The 15,623-nt window shown below is 64.0% G+C and carries 20 protein-coding genes; 10 read left to right on the forward strand and 10 right to left on the reverse strand.

Translation table 11 applies throughout. The features are described from left to right. Positions 1-48 precede the first annotated feature (48 nt). The gene (locus BKG76_RS22565; RefSeq protein ID WP_070940074.1) at positions 49-495 is read left to right on the forward strand and encodes an SRPBCC family protein; all 447 of its coding nucleotides are present in this window, start codon (positions 49-51) and stop codon (positions 493-495) included. 27 nt (positions 496-522) lie between these two features. On the opposite strand, the gene ripD is transcribed toward BKG76_RS22565, so the two are convergent. Further along, the gene (ripD, locus tag BKG76_RS22570) at positions 523-1,098 is read right to left on the reverse strand and encodes an NlpC/P60 family peptidoglycan-binding protein RipD (protein ID WP_070939900.1); all 576 of its coding nucleotides are present in this window, start codon (positions 1,096-1,098) and stop codon (positions 523-525) included. A 244-nt stretch (positions 1,099-1,342) separates the two neighbouring features. Between ripD and BKG76_RS22575 the strand changes: the two genes are divergently transcribed. The 4 genes from BKG76_RS22575 (at position 1,343) to katG (ending at position 5,452) form a co-directional block, all read left to right on the forward strand. Then, positions 1,343-2,008 carry a GNAT family N-acetyltransferase gene (locus BKG76_RS22575; protein WP_070939901.1) on the forward strand — a complete coding sequence of 222 codons (666 nt, stop codon included), beginning with the start codon at positions 1,343-1,345 and terminating at the stop codon, positions 2,006-2,008. 172 nt (positions 2,009-2,180) lie between these two features. Further along, entirely contained in the window at positions 2,181-2,588 is a 408-nt protein-coding gene (locus BKG76_RS22580; protein ID WP_070939902.1) for a MarR family winged helix-turn-helix transcriptional regulator, read from the forward strand. A 152-nt stretch (positions 2,589-2,740) separates the two neighbouring features. Beyond that, complete coding sequence (locus tag BKG76_RS22585; RefSeq protein ID WP_070939903.1) at positions 2,741-3,199, forward strand: Fur family transcriptional regulator; 459 nt, start codon at positions 2,741-2,743, stop codon at positions 3,197-3,199. A gap of 36 nt (positions 3,200-3,235) precedes the next feature. Next, positions 3,236-5,452 (forward strand): catalase/peroxidase HPI, encoded by a 2,217-nt coding sequence (katG, locus tag BKG76_RS22590; RefSeq protein ID WP_070939904.1) that lies wholly within the window; start codon positions 3,236-3,238, stop codon positions 5,450-5,452. Positions 5,453-5,513: 61 nt separating this feature from the next. Here the strand turns inward: katG and BKG76_RS22595 are convergent, their stop codons facing one another. Next, the gene (locus tag BKG76_RS22595; RefSeq protein ID WP_070939905.1) at positions 5,514-5,816 is read right to left on the reverse strand and encodes a barstar family protein; all 303 of its coding nucleotides are present in this window, start codon (positions 5,814-5,816) and stop codon (positions 5,514-5,516) included. Beyond that, entirely contained in the window at positions 5,813-6,214 is a 402-nt protein-coding gene (locus BKG76_RS22600; protein WP_070940075.1) for a ribonuclease domain-containing protein, read from the reverse strand. Before BKG76_RS22600 ends, BKG76_RS22595 begins: the two co-directional genes overlap by 4 nt. Before the next feature lie 37 nt (positions 6,215-6,251). Between BKG76_RS22600 and BKG76_RS22605 the strand changes: the two genes are divergently transcribed. Together BKG76_RS22605 and BKG76_RS22610 are read left to right on the forward strand one after the other, a co-directional pair. After that, positions 6,252-6,923: a TetR/AcrR family transcriptional regulator gene (locus BKG76_RS22605; RefSeq protein WP_070939906.1), complete on the forward strand. Its 672-nt coding sequence runs from the start codon at positions 6,252-6,254 to the stop codon at positions 6,921-6,923. Then, complete coding sequence (locus tag BKG76_RS22610; RefSeq protein ID WP_070939907.1) at positions 6,920-7,570, forward strand: enoyl-CoA hydratase-related protein; 651 nt, start codon at positions 6,920-6,922, stop codon at positions 7,568-7,570. The genes BKG76_RS22605 and BKG76_RS22610 overlap by 4 nt, the downstream gene beginning before the upstream one ends. A 7-nt stretch (positions 7,571-7,577) precedes the next feature. Here the strand turns inward: BKG76_RS22610 and BKG76_RS24670 are convergent, their stop codons facing one another. From BKG76_RS24670 to BKG76_RS22640, 6 genes are read right to left on the reverse strand one after another with little or no spacing between them, the layout of a single operon-like run. After that, on the reverse strand, positions 7,578-7,829 hold the full coding sequence (locus BKG76_RS24670) for a hypothetical protein (RefSeq protein WP_083338183.1): 252 nt from the start codon (positions 7,827-7,829) through the stop codon (positions 7,578-7,580). Positions 7,830-7,869: 40 nt separating this feature from the next. Beyond that, on the reverse strand, positions 7,870-8,682 hold the full coding sequence (locus BKG76_RS22620; RefSeq protein WP_070939909.1) for an ABC transporter permease: 813 nt from the start codon (positions 8,680-8,682) through the stop codon (positions 7,870-7,872). After that, the gene (locus tag BKG76_RS22625) at positions 8,679-9,848 is read right to left on the reverse strand and encodes an ABC transporter substrate-binding protein (RefSeq protein ID WP_070939910.1); all 1,170 of its coding nucleotides are present in this window, start codon (positions 9,846-9,848) and stop codon (positions 8,679-8,681) included. The genes BKG76_RS22620 and BKG76_RS22625 overlap by 4 nt, the downstream gene beginning before the upstream one ends. Further along, positions 9,845-10,570 (reverse strand): ABC transporter ATP-binding protein, encoded by a 726-nt coding sequence (locus tag BKG76_RS22630; protein ID WP_070939911.1) that lies wholly within the window; start codon positions 10,568-10,570, stop codon positions 9,845-9,847. Before BKG76_RS22630 ends, BKG76_RS22625 begins: the two co-directional genes overlap by 4 nt. Continuing rightward, positions 10,546-11,595, reverse strand: a complete 1,050-nt coding sequence (locus BKG76_RS22635; RefSeq protein ID WP_070939912.1) for an acyl-CoA dehydrogenase family protein — start codon at positions 11,593-11,595, stop codon at positions 10,546-10,548. The genes BKG76_RS22630 and BKG76_RS22635 overlap by 25 nt, the downstream gene beginning before the upstream one ends. Then, a complete protein-coding gene (locus BKG76_RS22640) occupies positions 11,592-12,122 on the reverse strand; it encodes a DUF4242 domain-containing protein (RefSeq protein ID WP_070939913.1) in 531 nt (176 codons plus the stop codon). The genes BKG76_RS22635 and BKG76_RS22640 overlap by 4 nt, the downstream gene beginning before the upstream one ends. A 104-nt stretch (positions 12,123-12,226) precedes the next feature. Here BKG76_RS22640 and BKG76_RS22645 point away from each other — a divergent pair, with 104 nt between their 5' ends. The 3 genes from BKG76_RS22645 to BKG76_RS22655 all read left to right on the forward strand — a co-directional run bounded on the left by BKG76_RS22645 (position 12,227) and on the right by BKG76_RS22655 (position 14,010). Further along, positions 12,227-12,814, forward strand: a complete 588-nt coding sequence (locus tag BKG76_RS22645; RefSeq protein WP_070939914.1) for a TetR/AcrR family transcriptional regulator — start codon at positions 12,227-12,229, stop codon at positions 12,812-12,814. 28 nt (positions 12,815-12,842) lie between these two features. Next, positions 12,843-13,295, forward strand: a complete 453-nt coding sequence (locus BKG76_RS22650; RefSeq protein ID WP_070939915.1) for an SRPBCC family protein — start codon at positions 12,843-12,845, stop codon at positions 13,293-13,295. Between the two features lie 67 nt (positions 13,296-13,362). Next, the gene (locus BKG76_RS22655; protein WP_070939916.1) at positions 13,363-14,010 is read left to right on the forward strand and encodes an MBL fold metallo-hydrolase; all 648 of its coding nucleotides are present in this window, start codon (positions 13,363-13,365) and stop codon (positions 14,008-14,010) included. Between the two features lie 47 nt (positions 14,011-14,057). Here the strand turns inward: BKG76_RS22655 and BKG76_RS22660 are convergent, their stop codons facing one another. Beyond that, the gene (locus BKG76_RS22660; protein ID WP_070939917.1) at positions 14,058-15,569 is read right to left on the reverse strand and encodes an FAD-binding oxidoreductase; all 1,512 of its coding nucleotides are present in this window, start codon (positions 15,567-15,569) and stop codon (positions 14,058-14,060) included. Positions 15,570-15,623 lie beyond the last annotated feature (54 nt).

Raw genomic sequence — 15,623 nt, forward strand, 5'->3', positions numbered from 1 at the left:
TTTTGCGTCCGCTCCATTGATGGGCAGTGTGCGCGAAAGGTGTATTCGGTGGCTGAGCAGGTTGGGGACCTCACGACTGTCAATTTCGAGCATCACTACTCATATCCGGCCCGCAAGGTGTGGTCGATACTTGTCTCGCCACAGTTGTTCGGGCAGTGGATAAAAGATTTTGAAACAACCAAATACGAGACGGGACTTACTTTTTCGTTCAACGTCTTCCCGTTCATGGGTAGCGGGTTCGTCGGTGAGATCAACGGTAGTTTCACCGATGTTGTCGACGAGGAGCTCTTGGCCTACCGAATGACCACCCGTGACGGCGCGATCACCATCGACTCTCGCTGGACGTTGAGCCCGAACTCGGGTGGAACGCGGCTGTTAGTCGACGCCGCCGGGTACAACCCCGATGACCAGGACCAGATGCGGTTCCGACAGTTGTGCCTTGTCGGGTGGCCCGCGGTACTGGAGCGGATCGACGAGCTTCTGCGCGAACGCTGACCGCGCAGAAGCTCGTGCCGTGACTCGTTACTCGATCACGCGAACCAGGTACGGGGCCATGTCGTTGAAGCGCACCTGCGATACCTGCACCGCCGGCTCGGATGCTTCCAGCATGAGGTTGTTCCCCAGGAACATGGTCACGCTTTGGCTGCCATCGGGGCCATAGAAGATGAGATCACCCGGAAGTGCCTGCGCGGGAAGAATTTTCCTTCCAACGTTGTACTGGTCGCCGGACCTGCGAGGCAGCTTGATGCCGGCGGCGGCGTAGGAGTACACCATCAGGCCCGAGGCGTCGAATCCCGGAACCTTCGGCGTGGGTGCGGCCACCGGCGCGGGGATCAATCCGAGCAAGCTCGTGGTTGCGTCCGCGGCGGCAGGCACGGCCGGTGTGGTGTCTGTGCTGGTGGTTGGGCCATCGGTGTTGCCGCCGCCATAGGTGAAGGGCACACCGCGTTGAGACAGGCCCCGCGCGATCACCGCGTTGATGGCCTTCTGTGTGTCGACAGGACTCCGATGGACGTCGGCGGAGGCCAATCCCGGGGTGGCGAGCAGGAGGGTGATGCCGAGGACGGCCGTGACTGCGGACCAGCAGGTGCGTTTCATTCGATTGTCGCTTCTCTCCGGCCGTTAATTCCGACTTCCGGGTGGTTCTGTCCGACCGGCGATGACCACCAAGACCCTTTCTACCGTCGGCGGCCCGAAGATCCCAATTGGGTTCTGCGACATAGCCAATGAGTTGTCGTACCGTGACCGAACGGTGACACTCAGGAGTTGGCGCACAGACATGTCAATCCTTGTGCTCAACGTTTCTCGAGCGCCGTCGGCCCACCGGTCGTAGGCTGGCGCCATGACCGATCACGACCGCCTTGCCACTCGTCGCGAGATTGCCGATGCACTCACGAGTGCCTTCGAACGGCGTCACGAAGTGCTTGACCTGATTGTCGAAGCCGATGACCGAAAGGGTGCCATCGATGCGATCGCCACCCTGCTGGGAACCTCGCATCTGGGCGGCGAAGCCGTCATGGGGATGTCGTTCGACAAGCTGACCAAGGACGAGCGCCGTAAGAACGCCGCTGAGCTTGAGGACCTCAACAGCCAACTCACCTTCACGCTCATGGAGCGTCCCGCGAGCTCGGGAGACAGCCTGGAGTTGCGACCGTTTTCCGGAAACTCCGATTCCGACATCTTCGCGGTGCGCACCGAGGAGGTGGGTGAGGCGGGCGACGGATCCCGGGCACCGGCGGGCGTTCTGGAAGACGAGTTGCGGGCTGCGCTGGCGCGTATCGACGACGAAGAGGCGGCCTGGTTCGTCGCGGTGGAGGGGCCGAGCAAGGTGGGCCTGGTCTTCGGTGAGCTGGTCGACGGTGAGGTGAACGTCCGAATCTGGGTCCACCCGGACCATCGAAAGAAGGGTTACGGCACAGCAGCTTTGCGCAAATCACGATCGGTGATGGCGGCCTACTTCCCCGCCGTTCCCATGGTGGTGCGCGCCCCGGGCGCTAATCCGTCCTGAGATCTCGGGGCGCCTCGCACCCATCAAGGGCATTAATCAATGTGCTTGATGCACTGATGAATTGGTGAGAATTCCCCGGCGACACGCCGCCGGTCCGCACCGCTTGGGGCGGTGGAACATCAGTGAAGTCCGCTACTGTTAGCGCGGTATGAGCACATACGAGGAATCTCCCATGGGCATTCTGGTGTCTCAGATCTATCGAGTGCTGTGGTCGCGGGCCTCGGTGATCGTGCGTGACTTCGGCGTATCGGTTCCGCAGATGGAATGTTTGGCCGTGCTGTCCGCGCAGCCGGGGATATCCAATGTGGAGATTGCCGCCGAACTTCGCATCACTCCCCAGGCGGTGAGCCTGGTACAGCGCTCGCTCGAAGAGGCGGGCCTGGTTCATCGTTCGCGTAGGCAGGCCGATGCCAGAGTGCTGACCACCGAGTTGACCGCCAAAGGGCGCAAGCTCTTCGAGCGCGCCGATGCCACACTGCGCGAGGACGACGAGGAAGTCCTCGCCAACATGACAGAGCGGGATCGTATCCAGCTGCGCAGACTGCTCGGCGGTGTGATCGAAACGATGTCGGCGAGGTAACGTCTCCCGCCTGTGAGTGCAAAAGTGCTCGGTGTCAACGCCATTGATGACCTTTGTCGGTTTCTTGATGCTGGCCGGACCGGTTTCTAACCCCGCACAACTGATTTTCGCATTTCCTGGATTCATTCCAGATAGTGGCGCATACTGACCTCGTGGCCTTCACATCGGATGAGTACGCAGCGCTGCTGCGGACAGCCGATCTGCGCGTGACCCGGCCCCGGGTCGCCGTGCTGGAAGCCGTGGAAGCGAACCCGCACGCCGATACCGAGACCGTTTTCGGCGTCGTACGGTCCGGGCTGCCCGAGGTGTCGCGCCAGGCCGTTTATGACGTCCTGGCGGCGCTGACCTGTGCGGGCCTGGTACGCAAGATTCAGCCTTCCGGCTCCGTCGCACGGTACGAATCACGGGTCGGCGATAACCATCACCACGCCGTATGTCGCTCCTGCGGTGTTATCTCCGACGTCGACTGCGCCGTCGGCGCCACGCCGTGTCTCACACCCTCGGACTACAACGGTTTCGTCCTCGAAGAGGCCGAGGTCATCTATTGGGGCCTATGCCCCGACTGCGCTTCTCCGGAAGCGGCATCACGAGTTTCGGGATCACACACGTGATCACAGCCCACATCACCCCCTCCCGAAAGGAATGTTGTGTCTCAAGAACACCCACCCATCGCAGAGGCAAATAGCCAACCCTCGAATGGTTGCCCCGTCGCCGGAGGTCGCCTGAACTACCCCGTCGAGGGCGGCAACGCCAATCGCGAATGGTGGCCCACCCAGCTCAACCTGCAAATCCTGAAGAAGAATCCTCCCGCCGCGAATCCTCTTGGTGAAGACTTCGACTACGCGAAGGCCGTGCAGACCATCGATGTCGACGAGCTCAAGGCCGATGTCGGGAAGGTGCTGACCGACTCGCAGGACTGGTGGCCCGCCGACTTCGGCAACTACGGGCCGATGTTCATTCGCATGTCGTGGCATGCCGCGGGCACCTACCGTGTCGCCGATGGCCGCGGCGGCGCGGGCGCCGGTATGCAGCGGTTCGCACCGCTGAACAGCTGGCCCGACAACGTGCTGTTGGACCGCGCGCGCCGCCTGCTGTGGCCCGTCAAGAAGAAGTACGGAAACACGCTCTCCTGGGCCGATCTCATCGTCTTCGCGGGCAACCATGCCATGGACACCATGGGATTCAAGACCTTTGGTTTCGCATTTGGGCGCGAGGACCGCTGGGAGCCCGAGCAGGATGTCTACTGGGGCCCCGAGCACACCTGGCTGGGCGATGAGCGCTACACCGGTGACCGTGACCTGGAAAATCCGCTTGCCGCGGTACAGATGGGCTTGATCTACGTCAATCCCGAAGGCCCCAACGGCAATCCGGATCCGCTCGCCGCCGCGATCGATATCCGCGAGACCTTTGGCCGGATGGCGATGAACGACGAGGAAACCGCGGCGCTCATCGTGGGCGGCCACACCTTCGGCAAGACGCACGGTGCGGGCGATGCCGGTCTGGTCGGTCCCGATCCCGAGGCTGCCCCGCTGGAGCAGATGGGCATCGGCTGGAAGAGCTCGTTCGGCTCCGGTAAGGGCAATGACGCGATCGGCAGTGGATTGGAGGTTACCTGGACCCATACGCCGACCAAGTGGGACAACAGCTTCCTGGAGATTCTGTACGGCAACGAATGGGAGCTGACCAAGAGCCCCGCCGGGGCCCACCAGTGGAAGCCGAAGGACGGTGGCTGGGCCAACTCGGTGCCGATGGCTCAGGGCACCGGCAAGACGCATCCCTCGATGCTCACCACCGACCTGTCGATGCGCGTCGATCCGATCTACGCGGAGATCACCAGGCGCTGGCTCGATCATCCCGAAGAGCTCGCCGATGCCTACGCAAAGGCCTGGTACAAACTGATCCACCGCGATCTGGGGCCGCTGTCGCGCTACCTCGGCCCGCTGGTGCCCAAGGAGACGCTGCTGTGGCAGGACGTCGTGCCCGCCTCGGAAACCAATGTCGGGGCCGATGACATCGCCGAGCTGAAGGCGCAGATTCTCGCTTCCGGCCTTACTGTGCCGCAGCTTGTTTCGACCGCGTGGAAAGCAGCGGCGTCGTACCGCAACAGCGATAAGCGCGGCGGTGCCAACGGCGGACGCATCCGGTTGCAACCGCAGGCCGGCTGGGAGTCCAACGAGCCCGATGAGCTCGCCCAGGTGATCCGCACGCTGGAAGGTATCCAGGAGTCGTTCAACGCCGGCGGCAAGAAGGTCTCGTTCGCCGACCTGGTCGTGCTCGGTGGAGCCGCCGCGGTCGAGAAGGCCGCCAAGGATGCCGGGTTCAATGTCACCGTTCCGTTCACGCCCGGCCGTGGCGATGCCACTCAGGAACAGACCGACGTCGACTCGTTCTCCTACCTGGAGCCGACCGCCGATGGCTTCCGGAACTACCTCGGCAAGGGGGCGCAGATTCCGGCCGAGTACAAGCTGATCGACAAGGCCAACCTGTTGGCGCTTTCCCCGCCGGAACTGGCCGTCCTCGTCGGCGGTCTGCGCGTGCTGGGTGCCAACTATCAGGGTTCCGAGCTCGGTGTGCTCACCGACAAGCCCGGAACATTGACCAACGACTTCTTTGTCAACCTGGTCGATATGGGCACGGAGTGGACACCGTCGTCTGCCGATGACGGCACGTACGTGGGCACCGATCGCGCCACCGGTGCGGCGAAGTGGACTGCTAGCCGGGTGGACCTGGTGTTCGGTGCGAACTCTGAACTGCGCGCACTGGCAGAGGTCTATGCGCAGGACGACGCCAAGGAGAAGTTCGTCAAGGACTTCGTGGCGGCGTGGGTCAAGGTGTCGAACAGCGATCGGTTCGACGTCCGCTGACAGCACGCCGTCACCGGACACGTGGATGGCCGGCCCCTTCGGGGGCCGGCCATCGCGTTGTCTACGCCGGGTCCGCGTCTTTCGTCGAGGTCCTCGACGTCAGCGACACCCCGGCTTCCTCGAAGATCTCCTCGACGGCTTCCCAGTCCCTTGTGCCGACCGCGGACCTGATGCGAGGGGCGTCCTGCAGTACAAATCGGAAGGGCTCATCCTCGGGGGTGCCGAATCCGCCGCGTAGGCAGTCGACCAGGGCGTCGAGGTTACTGCCGAAGTAACCGCCCGGCCCGTTCACCGCACGCCCTAACTCGGTGAAAAAGTCCGCCCGGGTGTGGACGCGGGAACCGTCGACGACATAGGTCTTCATGCGCCTTCAACCTCACAGAATGACTGGTAGTGATCGCCCGTGTAGTAGACGTGCGGCGGATCATTCAGCGGATTACCGCCGGTGATGATGCGACGGGTGCCCCGCGTCTTACTACCCGGCGTGCGGACCGTGTACTCGTGGTAGTACCCACGAGGCTCCGAAGGGAGCACCCTCTCACGGTTCTGGAACTCGACGCCGTCATTGCGTGGATACGGGAACGGTCCCCCGGCATGGATCAGATCGACGGTGCCGGCAGCTTCCGACGGCAGCCGGGAGAGATTGCACTGGGTGATGGTCGCGCGCGCCGGCGACGGCTCGCTGCAACCGATGAGTGCTAGTGCGAGGAGCGCGGTACCCACCACACGCAAACGCGACGACATGGCTCGACGGTACTGCATGTCCATAACAGAGCAACTGCTCTGTTATGGTGGGCCCGTGCCCAGGCCGCGCATCCACTCCGTCGATGATCTGCTCGATGCCACCGAGCGCATCGCGGTGCAGGACGGTCCGGCGGCAGTGACGGTCCGCGCGGTATCCCAGGCGACCGGGGTCTCCAATGGCGCCATCTACCACGCCTTCGGATCCCGCGGAGGAATGGTCGGCCGAGCCTGGTTGCGCGCCGCCCAGAGGTTTCTCGATATGCAACGCGCCGCCGTCGACGGAGCCTTCGATGCCTTCGATACGGGTGAATCGAAGGCCGCCGCCGCGGTGAACGCCGTCGTAGCGGCCGCCGACACTCCTGCGGTCTTCTCGGAGCGCTACCCCGAATCTTCCCGACTGGTGCTCGGCGTGCGGCGAGAGGACGTACTCGGCCCCGACGTCCCCGAAGATGTCTCCCGCGCCATGGCGGCGGTCGACTCCGTGCTCGTCGGACTGTTCATTCGGCTGTCGCAAGCCTTATGGGATCGAGAGGACGGTCGCGCGGTGCAGGTCATCGAGGACTGCATCGTGGGATTGCCGAGCGGCCTGCTGCTGCGTGGGCGCCGCCCGCCCGACGCGGCCACACGCTCTCGTCTCGAGGCCGCGGTGCGCGCCATTCTTTCCCTCGACCCACCCCCGGCCAGCCCAAAAAGTAAGGGCACCAATATGAAAGGAAGTATGCGATGACCCCCACGCTGGAACTTCAGGACACCATCGCGGTCATGAATCTCGGACCCGACGAGAATCGGTTCTCCCCCGACTGGCTGGACACCGTTGACGGTCTGCTCGACGATGTCCTGACACAGGCCCAGGCGCTAGTCACCGTGGGCGCCGGGAAGTTCTACTCCAACGGGTTAGACCTAGATTGGCTTATGTCCCACGGTGATCGCGCCGACTGGTATGTCGGACGCGTGCAAGCGTTGTTCAGCCGGGTTCTCACCTTCCCGCTGCCCACCGTGGCCGCGGTCAACGGTCACGCCTTCGGTGCCGGTGCGATGCTCGCCGTCGCCCATGACTACCGGGTGATGCGGTCTGACCGCGGATACCTGTGCTTCCCCGAGGTCGATATCCACATCCCGTTCACGCCGGGAATGGCGAGTCTGATCCAGGCCAAGCTGGCGCCGCAGACAGCGGTAACGGCGATGACCACCGGACACCGCTACGGCGGAGAGGCCGCCGTAGCCGCCGGTTTGGCCGACCGCGCCGCAACCGAGCATGAAGTACGCAGTGCCGCAATCGATCTGATGCAGCCCCTGGTGGGTAAGGACAGCGGAACCTTGGGCGCCATCAAGGCGACCATGTTCGCCGCGACCACCGCGGCGCTGGCGGCCTGACGCGGCGCTACTGGGGCGGAATCACCGGCGGGCGGCACACGTTGCTCACCGGGTCCCACCACGAACCGTTGTCGCAGTTCAGTGGAGTGGTCGAAACCGGCGGCCGGCAGGTGTTGGCCGCCGGATCCCACCATCCGCCCGGACAGTCGGGCACGATGGGGTCTGCCGCGCTGATCACCGGCGAGATGCCGGACATCGCGGCCATCGGCAACATCGCCGCGGCTGCGACGACGATCGCACGGCGGGCACTGATCTTCATGTGAACCACCTTCGTTTCGGGTAGTGCGGCTCGTGTGAGCCTACCCGCGAAACGCCGGCGCCAGCAGCCTCCTTGCGGCCACATCCAGGGCATATCCGAGCGCCCCGATCACAAGAATGACCGCGACGACCTGGTCATAGGCGAGCTGGTCACGTGCGTTGAGGATCTGATATCCCAAACCTGATCGCACGCCCAGCATTTCAGCGGGAACGAGGACAACCCAGGCAATGCCCAACGCGATACGTACGCCGGTCTGGATGTGGCCACGTATTGCCGGCAGTATCACCGAGCTGAGGACCTCCACGCGGGTGGCGTGAAACGACCGCGCCACGTGCAGGTACCCGGGTTCGATGCCGTGCACGCCGGCCGTGGTGCTGATGAGGATGGGCCATACCGCTGCCGCGGCGATGAGAAATATGACCGGCTGACTACCGATGCCGAAGACGGCTACCGCGATGGGCGTCCACGAAAGCGGAGAGATCATCCGCAGGAACTGGATCACGGGACGTGCCGCCCGTTCGGCGGTGGTGCTCACTCCAAGGAGCAGGCCCGCCGGGATGCCGATCACTGCCGCCAGGCAGAGTCCGATCAGCAATCGCCACAGGCTGATTCCGGCATCCGGCAGCAGTACTCCACGACTGAGCAGATCGAATACGGCGGGCACTACGGTGTCCGGAGCAGTCTGCCGCAGCAGAGAATGCGGTTGGCTCAGCACTGAACTGGCGAGCCACCACAGCGCGATACTCGCCGTAATGGCAAGAGCCGGCGGCCAAATCTTGGCCAGCAGCTGAGATCTGCGCGGAGCAGCTGCATTGTCTCCGGTGATCGTGGGTGTGCGTTCGATGATGCTCACAAGGCCTGCACCTGTTCCGTTCGGGTGAAATCGGGTGTGATACCAAAGGCTGTGGGTCCGCCGTGTATGGCGATCGCGCGGCGAACGAACGTGTCGTCGACGAGGTCGTCATGCACTCGCGCCGGATCAAGCCTGTCGAGGAATCCGCGATCGCCGTCGACGACGGTGTCGTGCATTGACTCGACCAATCGCTGGGTGAAGCTCCGATACGGAAACGGTTGATAACCCAGCTTTTGCGGATGCCAATCCGGATGTTTCAGCGGGTACGGAGGATTCGGGTAGGTCAGTGCCGTCTGCACCGCGGGCACGGGCTGTGGCAGATACTTGCCACCGCCGAGCGCGCTTGCGGCCGACTTTCTGTCGCTATCGATGCGCAGCTGAGCGGCTACCACCGCGTCGGTAACACCCTGCACAGCCGCGGCCCGACGGGCGATCACATCCTCGCGCGTGACGAGGACGCAGCACGCATGGTCGCGCCAAACATCACCGAGAAACGTGTGAATCCGCCCGATCTTCTTGATCTGTGCGATGGCATTGAACGGATCGGCGACCACATATCCACCGATCGATCTATTGGCCAGCGCCGGAACCATATCGGAGGGGCTCATCACAACGAGCTCGACCGTGCGCCGGGCGCGTGATGCGGTGCTGCGGATCACCGGACGCAAACCATGGCCGCGTAAGAGCTCTTGCAACACGATGTTGTGAATGGACCACCAGAACGGAATGGCCACCTGGGTACCCGCCAGGTCTTCGAGATGTTCGATATCCGGCGCGACGGTGAGCGCCGATCCGTTGGTGTGATTCCAGCCGAGTACCCGCACACCGTGGCCCAGCACCTGCCGGAGCTGAATGGCCATGGGCATCAACAGATGCGCGACGTCGATCTGCCCTGCCATGAAGGCCTCAGCCAATGCGGCCCAACTGCGGAACAGCACCGGTTTCGCGGCACTGACAGTGCCGGCCGGATAGAGCCCGGCGGAATGAGCGAGCAGCAGTGGCGCGGCATCGGTGATCGGCAGATACCCGATGCGCAATCGACCGGTGGTGTTGGTGGCATCGGAGGTAGCGGCACGGATCAGTCCGGCGGCACCGAACAGTCCTGCGGCGGTGGTGATTCCGGCCGCACCCGCCAACACGGTACGGCGCGAGGTAGGGCCGTTCACAGCAGCCCGGTGACAATGGGCTGATACCGGACCAAGATCTCTGCGCGTATCCGCGGATGCTCCCCCGTGTTGTCGTCGAGTGTCCACTCCTGACGGATCCGCCCGTTCTCGCCCAGGAGAATCACTCTGTCTGCAAGGGCCAACGCCTCATCCACATCGTGAGTGACCAGGACAACCGTGACGGACAATTCGCCGGCCAGCTTCACCAGCCACGCCTGTAGATCTGCCCGCGTCACGGGATCGAGCGCGCTGAACGGTTCATCGAGCAACAGCAGCCCAGGGCGGGTGGCCGCCGCGCGAAGGATCGCGACGCGCTGGGCCTGGCCACCGGACAGTTGGTCCGGATAGCGGTCCGCGAGCTGTTGCAGCCCGAAATGCTGGACCAGGTTCTGCACGTAGACGTCATCGAACCCGCTGCGGTGCACCGCGAACCGTTTGGCGAAGGCGATGTTCTCGGCAACAGTCAGCCATGGCATGAGTAGGGGGTCTTGGAAAACGACACCGGTTCGGGGCCGTCCTCCCTCCGATGCCCAGACCACGGTTCCGGCGCTGAGCTCCTCCAACCCCGCCAACACTCGCAACAACGTGGACTTTCCGCTCCCGCTGGGGCCCAGGATGGCCAGAAACTCGCCAGAGGCCACGTGGACATCGACGTCGCGGAATGCCGTCGTCGATCCGAAATGCTTGGCGCCATTCGCTACTCGTACTGCGTCAGTTCCCACCGCAATTGTCCTTCCGAGGGTGACTGAATGGGGAGGAAGGCGGCCTCACGGAACCTGCGGTTCGCCGCTGTTCCGAGCGCATACCCGGCGCCGCCGGCCAAGGTGACCTCGAGCCGTGACGCCTGACCCGCGAGCCCGGCGGCACCTAGCCGCAGCCGCAGCAGGTCGGCGATGCCCGGGTCCGACGGTGCGGTCGCAAAGGCGTAGAGCCGCTCGCGCAGCGCGTGGCCCCGCCGCGCAAGGTCGGCCAGTTCGGTGGTGAACTGTCCCGCGAGAACGCCCCGCGCGGACCGCGCACCGTCCAGAGCGGCGACGCTGACCCCGACACAAAATGCGGTCTGCAGCAGTAGGAAAGCCGGCCGGATTCGGGCTACGAAGTCCTGCAGGTCGGTGCTGATCACGTTCTCGGCAGGGACATGGACACGGTCCAGATGCAGGGACGTCGAGGCCGTAGCCGTCAATGCCATCAGGTTCGGCGGCCGCTCGATGCGCACCCCGTCCGCACTGACGTCAATCGCCACCACGTAAGTGGCGCCGTCCGCGCCGCGGGCCGGCAGCACCATCAGCGCATCGGGGAAGACGTTGGAGGCCCATCGGATCGGGCCGGTGACACGTAGCCCATCGGGATGCTCTGACGCCACTATCGGGACCTCCCCCAGGCCCGCCACATGTTTGAGACCGGCAGCCATGGCGGTGACACCAGGGCGCTGCCCGCGAGTCAGGCCGGGCAGCTGAGCGGCACGAAAGACAGCGGGAGCCAGACTCACATACTCAATGGTCATCCGATGCGCCCATGCCGCGAAGCCCACGGCCAGACTGCTGGTGGCGACGTGTTCGATCACCCGCACCATCGACGTGAGATCCGCACCGGCAAGGCCCGCATCGAACAGTCCCTGCGCGCCCAGCGCGGCGATATCGACGCGCACATCGGTCTGATCTGAGTCCAGAGCGGATGCCCGGCCCGCCACCTCATCTCCGACGCGTGCCAACGCAGCGTCGGCATCCCTGGCCACGGCGGCCGTCATAGCGAAATATCTCCGAGACCGTGGAGTCTGTCGACGGGGGTGTCGACGGCCTTGCGGGCACGGAGCACTGCCTGCTCATCGGGGGCGTCATAGAAACACAGGCACTTGTCCATATCTTCGCGGACATAGGTACGCAGAAAGCTGACCTCGGGGACGTCCGCGTATTTGGGCGCCTTGGCCTTCTTGCGTGCCAGGTAGGTCTCCATGTCCAGCTCGGCGGGCAGATCCCATTCGACCAGGTAGCCGGCCGTCGGGCGCGCGGACTTCAGCTGATCGAGCTCGGCGCCCACCAGGCGGACCAAGTGCGGGCCGGAGACCGTCTCAACTCCAAGGGAATCCGCGTCCCACTGCGATGCCTCATCGCCGAATTCGGCGATGACGAAGATCCGGAGAGACTCGCGCGTCACCTGCGCTTCGATCAGCTCGCCGCCATCGCGGTGAATGCGCCCGTCAATCTCCTTGAGAAGCTGTGCGGCATCGGTCTTATCGGCTGAGCTAACGGTGATCTCGTAGAGGTGCAGTGTCACGGCACTCTTCCTAACTTCGGTGGGCGATTTCGATGTGCGACAACGTGACAGTTCCACGGACAGACCGGTCTGTCTATTGAGGTCCGGTGCGTTACCCTGCCTCCATGAGCCCCGCAGCAGCGCCCACGGCCGCCGACGCCGCCTCGACTCCCCGTATGCTCGGGCCGGCCGATCGACTGCTTCGAACTGCCGCAGATCTCTTTGCGAAGCAGGGCATTCGGACAGTGGGGATCGACCAGATCCTGCGTGAGGCAGGAGTTGCCAAGGCGAGCCTGTACAGCAGCTACGGATCCAAGGATGGGCTCATCGTCGCCTATCTCGAAGAATTGGATCAGCGTGATCGCAAACGCTGGAATGCGGCTGTCGTGGCGCAGCGCGATCCCATCGCCAGGATCCTGACATTCTTCGACCTTGCCGCCACTGCCGGAAAGGCCAGAAACTTCCGTGGTTGTCTGTACGCCAATGCCGCGACCGAATTCCCGGGAACGGAATGGGAGCCGGTGCGTTCCCATCGCGAGTGGTTCCGCTCGACCGTGGGAGCGTTGTTGCGCGAGGCAGGGCGGGCACGCCCCGACGCCACCGCCCGACAGGTTCAGCTGCTTTACGACGGTGCGCTGACCGCCTCGAAGATAGAGAAATCCGTCGACCCGATAGCGCTAGCGCGCAAGCTGACTCGCCAACTGATCAGCTAGGCGCCCGGACTCTGGTTGGATGTGACGTATGACTGAGGATGTCAGAGTGGTCTCGGCCAGCCGTGAGGTGCAGGCACCGGCGGCGGTGATATTCGAGCTCATCGCCGATCCCGTGCGGCAGCGTGAATGGGATGGCAACGAGAATCTCGCTCAGGCCGCGGCCGGGCAACGGGCGCATGCCGTGGGTGATGTGTTCGTGATGACCTTGACCAACGGTGCCGATCGCGAAAACCACATCGTCGAATTCGACGAGGGACGTCGGATCGCCTGGTTACCTTCGGAAGTGGGCAAGCAGCCGCCCGGTCACCTGTGGCGCTGGGAGCTCGAACCGCTTGATGACAGTCGCACCCGGGTGACTCACACCTACGACTGGAGGAATCTCTCCGACGAGAAAAGGCTCGTCCGGGCTCGTCTGACCACGTCCGAGCGGTTGCAGGCGTCGGTGGACAGACTCGGCACATTGGCAGAGTCGGGCGAATAGCAGCGAGACGACTTTTCCGGTCGGCCGGCCTTGACCTCAAGTTCACTTGAGAACCAACACTGGTCATATGACCACGCAGACATCGAATGTGCGCCAGATTCGGTCCGACCTATGGGAGATGCGTACCGACAGCCCCTTCCCCGGACTGACTACCCACGCCTACCTGTGGACCCGGCCAGCAGGGAACGTGTTGTTCTATAGCCCCGCCACCGAGGCCGACTTCGAGGCCATGGCCGAATTGGGCGGGGTCGCCCATCAGTACCTGTCACATCTGGACGAGGCCGGGCCCATGCTCGCCGTGGTGAAGCAGCGCTTCGGATCCACATTGCACGCCTCGGCTCGTGAACGTGACGAGATCGGTCAGCATGCGAGTGTCGACATCCCCAGTATCGCCCGCGGAGTGGACGAAAACGGCGTTGAGGTGATACCGACACCGGGGCATTCCGTGGGCAGCACAAGCTATCTGGTGACGGGTGCGGACGGGGATAAGTACCTGTTCACCGGGGACACCATGTTTCCCACCGCGGACGGTTCATGGTCCACCTATCTGGTCCCCGGCCGGGGCGATGCCGACGATCTGTCCGCGAGCCTGCAACTGTTGGGAAGCCTTGCCCCGGACGTCGTCATCTCCAGCGCATACGGCGGCGACGCAGCGGTGTACGAGCTCGGGCCCGGCCGGTGGCGCGAGCTCATCGCGCAGGCGCGGCGCGGATAGCGCGGTTGCTCACCCGATTGGCGCGAATTACCTTTAGCCAGGGCAGGTCAGGGCCGAACCGCCTGCGCGAACCCGAACACTCCATTCGGATCATAGCTCGACGCAACCCGCCGTAACCGCGGCAGATTGTCCCCGTAATACGCTGTGGCCCAATCGGGTAGCCGCGGGTCGATGTAGTTCACATAGGCACCGGCACCGCAAATCTCGCCGAGCCGGTCGCGCGCCTCATCCACGCGCCGATACGCCTCGGATGGGTCCGGGCCGAAACCGTGATAGATCTGAATGGACGCGGCCGCCCCGCGATGAGGAAATGCGGTGGCGTCGGAGGGAACTCGGGTCACCGCCCCGCCCAGGCTGTCGAATATGAACGTGAGACCGGGCCTGTTCGTCAGGAGTGCCTCGATGCGGGCGGTATCGACACCTGGATGAGGGACCATTCGCGAGGACGCCACAAACGCCTCGCGCTGCAACTGCCCCGGTGGCGTACCTATCCATGACGGGTGGCACTGGGCCACAGTCAATGTGGAGCAGCCACCCATGAACTTCATGGCGTCCAGAAATGTCATCGCGGCGACAAACCGGTCGGTGGTGGTGACGCCTAGGGTGCCGCACAGATCCTCGACCATAGCGTGCGGATCGGCGCCCTGGGCGATGCATCCCACGATCCGGCATTGCGGCGTGACGCCACCGACCGCATGCAGGGTCGTCCACAATTCATCGGGCGCGGTGGACATGAAGGTCAGCCATCGGCGCATTATCGCGGCCATATCCCCTGGCGCGTAGTCGAGAGTGAACACCGTCAGTTCGGCGGATTCGGCGGTTTCAAAGGTCAACTCCGTGGCAATACAGAAGTTTCCGCCGCCTGCCCCGCGGATGGCCCAGAACAGCTCGGGTTCGGAATCCGATGAGACAACCCGGATCTTGCCATCCGCGGTCACCGCGCGCGCCGAGACGAGCTGGTCGCAGGTGAGCCCGAACTTGCGGGTGAGCACCCCTACCCCTCCGCCCATCGTCAATCCGGAGATACCGACGGTCGGACAGGAGCCGCCGGCCAACATTCGACCGGCATCGGCGATACCGGCATAGACATCGATGAGCCGCGCTCCTGATCCGACCACGGCTCGCGTCCCGGTAACCGAAACCGCCGCCATGCGCCCGAGATCGACCACCAATCCGTCGTCGGGAATGCAATAACCGGCATAGCTGTGCCCGCCGCTGCGCGCCGCTAGGGGCATCCGCGCGCTCGATGCGAATTCCACACACCGTGCCACATCGTCTTCGGACGCGCAGAAGGCCACCGCACCAGGGTGATTCGCGTCGAAGAGCGGATCGAATATCCGTACGGAATCGTCCATTCCGGCCTCGCCGCGCACCACGAGCGTTCCGGATAGGCTGCGGCGCAGATCATCCCATCGAAGAGCGGCAGGTACATCTGCGGGGTGATCTCGTGAGCATCCGACGGTGCCGGCTGCGCCGAGTGCCAGCATCGCTCCAGCGGACAGCACCGCACGCCTGGTGATCAGCGCAGGACTACGCCCAGCCCGCGATTCGGGATCCATCACCCCATCTTGTCTCCTACGGCGGGTCCACATGCTGCGCAACGGTAGATTGAC

The organism is Mycobacteroides franklinii (genome assembly GCF_001853795.1).
In the GTDB taxonomy this organism is placed as follows: domain Bacteria; phylum Actinomycetota; class Actinomycetes; order Mycobacteriales; family Mycobacteriaceae; genus Mycobacterium; species Mycobacterium franklinii.